This window comes from Streptomyces sp. NPDC057302, from assembly GCF_042667685.1.
Lineage (GTDB): Bacteria > Actinomycetota > Actinomycetes > Streptomycetales > Streptomycetaceae > Streptomyces.
Window position 1 is genome coordinate 1 of record NZ_JBHUZJ010000162.1, and the last position, 4,523, is coordinate 4,523.

Sequence of the window (4,523 nt, forward strand, 5' to 3'; positions counted from 1 at the left end):
GCCTCTGCAGCGCCCCGCGCGGCGTCGCATCCGTCACCTAAGCCGTCCGGCCACCGCGAGGCCCACCGCCACCGCACGCAGGCCGCACGACACCGAAAGACTCGGAGGACCTGCGGTGCACGAACTGCCGCAACAGCTGGTCAATGGCCTGCTACTGGGATCCATGTACGGCCTGATCGCCATCGGCTACACAATGGTCTACGGCATCGTCCAGCTCATCAACTTCGCCCATGGCGAGATCTTCATGGTCGGCGGCTTCGGCGCCCTCACCGTCTGGCTCTGGCTGCCGGGTGGCACCAGCATGTGGCTCGCCCTGCCACTGATGCTCATAGGTGCCGTGATCGTCTCGACCCTCATAGCGGTCGGAGCCGAACGCTTCGCCTACCGCCCCTTGCGCGGCGCACCCCGCCTCGCACCCCTCATCACCGCCATCGGCCTCTCGCTCGCGCTGCAGCAGGCCGTCTGGGCCTGGTACCCCAACGCGAAGTCGTCCCGCACCTTCCCCGAAATGCCCGGTGACTCCATCCACATGGGCTCCGTCACCATCCAGCCCGGCGACGTCTTCCTGCTGATCACCGCCCCGATCTGCATGTTCGCCCTCGGCTACTTCGTGATGAAGACCCGCGTCGGACGCGGCATGCAGGCCACCGCGCAGGATCCCGACACCGCCAAGCTCATGGGTGTCAACACCGACCGCGTCATCGTCGTGGCCTTCGCGATCGGCGCCGCCTTCGCCGGTATCGCCGCCGTCGCCTACGGCTTCCGCTACGGAGAAGTCCAGTTCCGCATGGGCTTCCTCTGGGGCCTCAAGGCCTTCACGGCCGCCGTGCTCGGAGGCATCGGCAACATCTACGGCGCGATGATCGGCGGCCTCGTCCTCGGTGTCGCCGAAGCCATGGCCACCGCGTACATGAACGACATCCCCGGCATGAGCCAGCTCGGCGGGCAGTCCTGGGCCGACGTCTGGGCCTTCGTACTCCTCATCGTCGTACTCCTCGTCAGGCCACAAGGCCTCCTTGGCGAGCGCGTCGCGGACAGGGCGTGACCACCATGACCACACAGCACACCGCGGCCGACGCGCCGAGCCCCAAGCAGGACCACACCCCCACCGGTCTCATCGCCATCTCCGAGGGCCCCGCCCGCGCGCTGGCGACCGGCGGCGGCATCCTCACCGTCATCTCCACGTTCCTCGCCTGGACCTGGACCTCGGCGTTCCCCGGCGACCTCACGGTCTACGGCTACCCCGGCGGCCTCCAGGTCCTCGTCCTGATCGCCGGCGCCCTGACGACGCTCTTCGGCCTCGCCTCGTACGGCGTCAGGGGCGTACGGGCGCTGGCTCCCGGCGGAGCCGACGCCGCGCTGAAGTACGCGGCGCTCGCCGCCTTCACGACCACCTGGTACACGGTCATCTCGATCAGCTACCAGCTCGGCGGCCTCGCCAACCTCGACCCCGGTGCCTGGATCGCCGCGATCGCCACCCTGGGCGCCTTCGTCGGCGCACTCGCCCTGCCCTTCACCCGGCCGCACACCTACGCGGTCGACCCCGAGGACAGCGACAGCGAGCAGTTCAAGCACCACCTGCGCAACGGCATGATCATCTTCAAGGGCGCCTTCGCGGCCGAGGCCCCGCCCACGCCGCGCAAGCTCCCCAGTTACGTCGAGATCCTCGTCATCGTCGCCGCGCTCGCCGTGGGCCTGCTGGTCTTCACCTACGGCATCGGCACCGAGTACGACGAGCTCTTCATCGGCTTCCTGGTCACCGTGGCGTTCAGCTTCGCCGCCCTGTCCAAGGCCGGACTCGTCGCCCAGGTCTCCACGTACACCGCGCGGCACCGCAACATCACGCTCATCGGTGCCTTCGTCGCCGCCGCGGCCTTCCCGTTCACGCAGAGCGACGACCAGTACGCCACCATCGGCGTCTACATCCTCATCTTCGCGACCGTCGCGCTCGGCCTGAACATCGTCGTCGGCCTCGCCGGACTCCTCGACCTCGGATACGTCGCCTTCCTGGGCGTCGGCGCCTACGCGGCGTCCATGGTCTCCGGGTCGCCGTCGTCGCCCTTCGACGTCCATCTGCCGTTCTGGGGCGCGATCCTGGTCGGCGCGGGCGCCTCACTGATCTTCGGTGTGCTGATCGGCGCCCCGACCCTGCGGCTGCGCGGCGACTACCTCGCCATCGTCACCCTCGGCTTCGGTGAGATCTTCCGGCTCGTCGCGATGAACTCCGACGGCACGTCGGGCCCGGACATCACGAACGGCTCGAACGGCATCTCCTCGATCCCGAACCTCAAGATCCTGGGCTTCGACCTGGGCGTCGAGCACAGCATCCTCGGCGTCACCATCGGCCGTTTCGCGAACTACTTCTTCCTGATGCTGCTCATCACCCTCGTCGTCGTGCTCGTCTTCAGGCGCAGCGGCGACTCCCGCATCGGGCGTGCCTGGGTCGCCATCCGCGAGGACGAGACCGCGGCGCTCGCCATGGGCATCAACGGCTTCCGCGTGAAGCTCATCGCCTTCGCGCTCGGCGCCACGCTCGCCGGACTCGCGGGCACGGTGCAGGCGCACGTCACCTACACCGTGACGCCCGAGCAGTACCAGTTCGCCAACACGGTCCCGCCCAACTCGGCGTTCCTGCTCGCCGCGGTCGTCCTCGGCGGCATGGGCACCATCAGCGGACCCCTGGTCGGCGCGGCGCTGCTCTACCTCATCCCGAGCAAGCTCTCGTTCCTGGGCGACTACCAGCTCTTCGCCTTCGGCCTCGCGCTCGTGCTGCTCATGCGCTTCCGCCCCGAGGGCCTCATCCCCAACCGCCGCCGCCAGCTCGAGTTCCACGAGGCCGATCTGGCTCCCGGCGACACGCCGCCACCCACAGTCCTCAGCAAGACAGGGGCCTGAGCCATGACCACCGACACCACCACCAGCAAGGGCGCCCCGGCCGCGACACCGGCCGGCGAGACCGTCCTGGACGCCAAGGGCGTCACGATGCGCTTCGGCGGCCTGACCGCCGTGCGCTCCGTCGACCTCACCGTGAACAGCGGCGAGATCGTCGGCCTCATCGGCCCCAACGGCGCGGGCAAGACCACCTTCTTCAACTGCCTCACCGGCCTGTACATCCCCACCGAGGGCGAAGTCCGGTACAAGGGCAAGGTCCTGCCGAGCAAGTCGTTCAAGGTCACCGCGGCCGGCGTGGCGCGCACCTTCCAGAACATCCGGCTCTTCGCCAACATGACGGTCCTGGAGAACGTCCTGGTCGGGCGCCACACGCGTACGAAGGAAGGCCTCTGGTCGGCCCTCCTGCGCGGCCCCGGTTTCCACAAGGCGGAGGCCAAATCCAGGGAACGCGCCCTGGAGCTGCTCGAATTCGTCGGCCTGGCCGAGAAGGCGGAGCACCTCTCGCGCAATCTGCCCTACGGCGAGCAGCGCAAGCTGGAGATCGCCCGTGCGCTGGCGAGCGAGCCGGGCCTGCTCCTCCTGGACGAGCCGACGGCGGGCATGAACCCGCAGGAGACCCGCGCCACCGAGGAACTGGTCCTCGCCATCCGGGACATGGGCATCGCCGTCCTGGTCATCGAGCACGACATGCGCTTCATCTTCAACCTGTGCGACCGCGTGGCCGTACTCGTCCAAGGCGAGAAGCTCGTCGAGGGCGACAGTGAAACCGTCCAGCAGGACGACCGCGTCATCGCCGCCTACCTGGGCGAGCCCTTCGAAGGTGCCCCCGGCAGCACAGAGGCCGACGCGACGGGCAACGAGGAGAACAGCTGATGACCGCACTGCTCGAGGTCGAGGACCTCAAGGTCGCCTACGGCAAGATCGAGGCCGTCAAGGGCATCTCTTTCAAGGTCGAGGCCGGCGAGGTCGTCACCCTGATCGGCACGAACGGCGCAGGCAAGACCACCACGCTGCGCACGCTCTCCGGACTGCTCAAGCCGGTCGGCGGCTCCATCAAATTCAACGGAAAAGCGCTGCGGAAATACCGCGCCGACCAGATCGTCGCGCTCGGCCTCGCCCACTCTCCCGAGGGCCGGCACATCTTTCCGCGCATGACGATCGAGAACAATCTGCGGCTCGGCGCCTATCTGCGCAGCGACAAAGCAGCCATCGAAAAGGACATAGCGCGCGCCTACGAGCTCTTCCCCATTCTCGGGGAGCGCAGAAAGCAGGCGGCGGGCACGCTCTCCGGCGGTGAGCAGCAAATGCTCGCCATGGGGCGCGCGCTCATGTCCCAGCCGAAACTGCTCATGCTCGACGAGCCCTCCATGGGTCTTTCGCCGATCATGATGCAGAAGATCATGGCGACCATCTCCGAGCTCAAATCCCAGGGCACGACCATTCTGCTCGTCGAACAGAACGCCCAGGCGGCGCTCTCGCTCGCCGACCACGGTCATGTCATGGAGGTCGGCAAGATCGTCCTGTCCGGTACGGGAGGCGACCTGCTGCACGACGAGTCCGTGCGCAAGGCGTATCTCGGCGAGGACTGAAGCACTTCGCGTACGAGGAAGGCCCGCACCCCGATGCCGGGG

Annotated in this window: 4 protein-coding genes; all 4 read left to right on the top strand. The window is 67.9% G+C overall.

Annotated features, from left to right (window positions below; translation table 11 throughout):
• Window positions 1-115 precede the first annotated feature (115 nt).
• From ACFUPX_RS43940 to ACFUPX_RS43955, 4 genes are read left to right on the top strand one after another with little or no spacing between them, the layout of a single operon-like run.
• The gene (locus ACFUPX_RS43940) at window positions 116-1,045 is read left to right on the top strand and encodes a branched-chain amino acid ABC transporter permease (protein ID WP_383335349.1); all 930 of its coding nucleotides are present in this window, start codon (window positions 116-118) and stop codon (window positions 1,043-1,045) included.
• Window positions 1,046-1,050: 5 nt separating this feature from the next.
• Window positions 1,051-2,895 (top strand): branched-chain amino acid ABC transporter permease, encoded by a 1,845-nt coding sequence (locus tag ACFUPX_RS43945; protein WP_383335351.1) that lies wholly within the window; start codon window positions 1,051-1,053, stop codon window positions 2,893-2,895.
• Window positions 2,896-2,898: 3 nt separating this feature from the next.
• Window positions 2,899-3,765 (top strand): ABC transporter ATP-binding protein, encoded by an 867-nt coding sequence (locus ACFUPX_RS43950; RefSeq protein WP_383335353.1) that lies wholly within the window; start codon window positions 2,899-2,901, stop codon window positions 3,763-3,765.
• Complete coding sequence (locus ACFUPX_RS43955) at window positions 3,765-4,481, top strand: ABC transporter ATP-binding protein (protein WP_383335355.1); 717 nt, start codon at window positions 3,765-3,767, stop codon at window positions 4,479-4,481. Before ACFUPX_RS43950 ends, ACFUPX_RS43955 begins: the two co-directional genes overlap by 1 nt.
• The last annotated feature ends 42 nt before the right edge of the window (window positions 4,482-4,523 follow it).

Coding starts and splice junctions, on each gene's coding strand:
- ACFUPX_RS43945 (WP_383335351.1), top strand. CDS start 1,051: ATGACCACACAGCACACCGCGGCCGACGCGCCGAGCCCCAAGCAGGAC.
- ACFUPX_RS43950 (WP_383335353.1), top strand. CDS start 2,899: ATGACCACCGACACCACCACCAGCAAGGGCGCCCCGGCCGCGACACCG.
- ACFUPX_RS43955 (WP_383335355.1), top strand. CDS start 3,765: ATGACCGCACTGCTCGAGGTCGAGGACCTCAAGGTCGCCTACGGCAAG.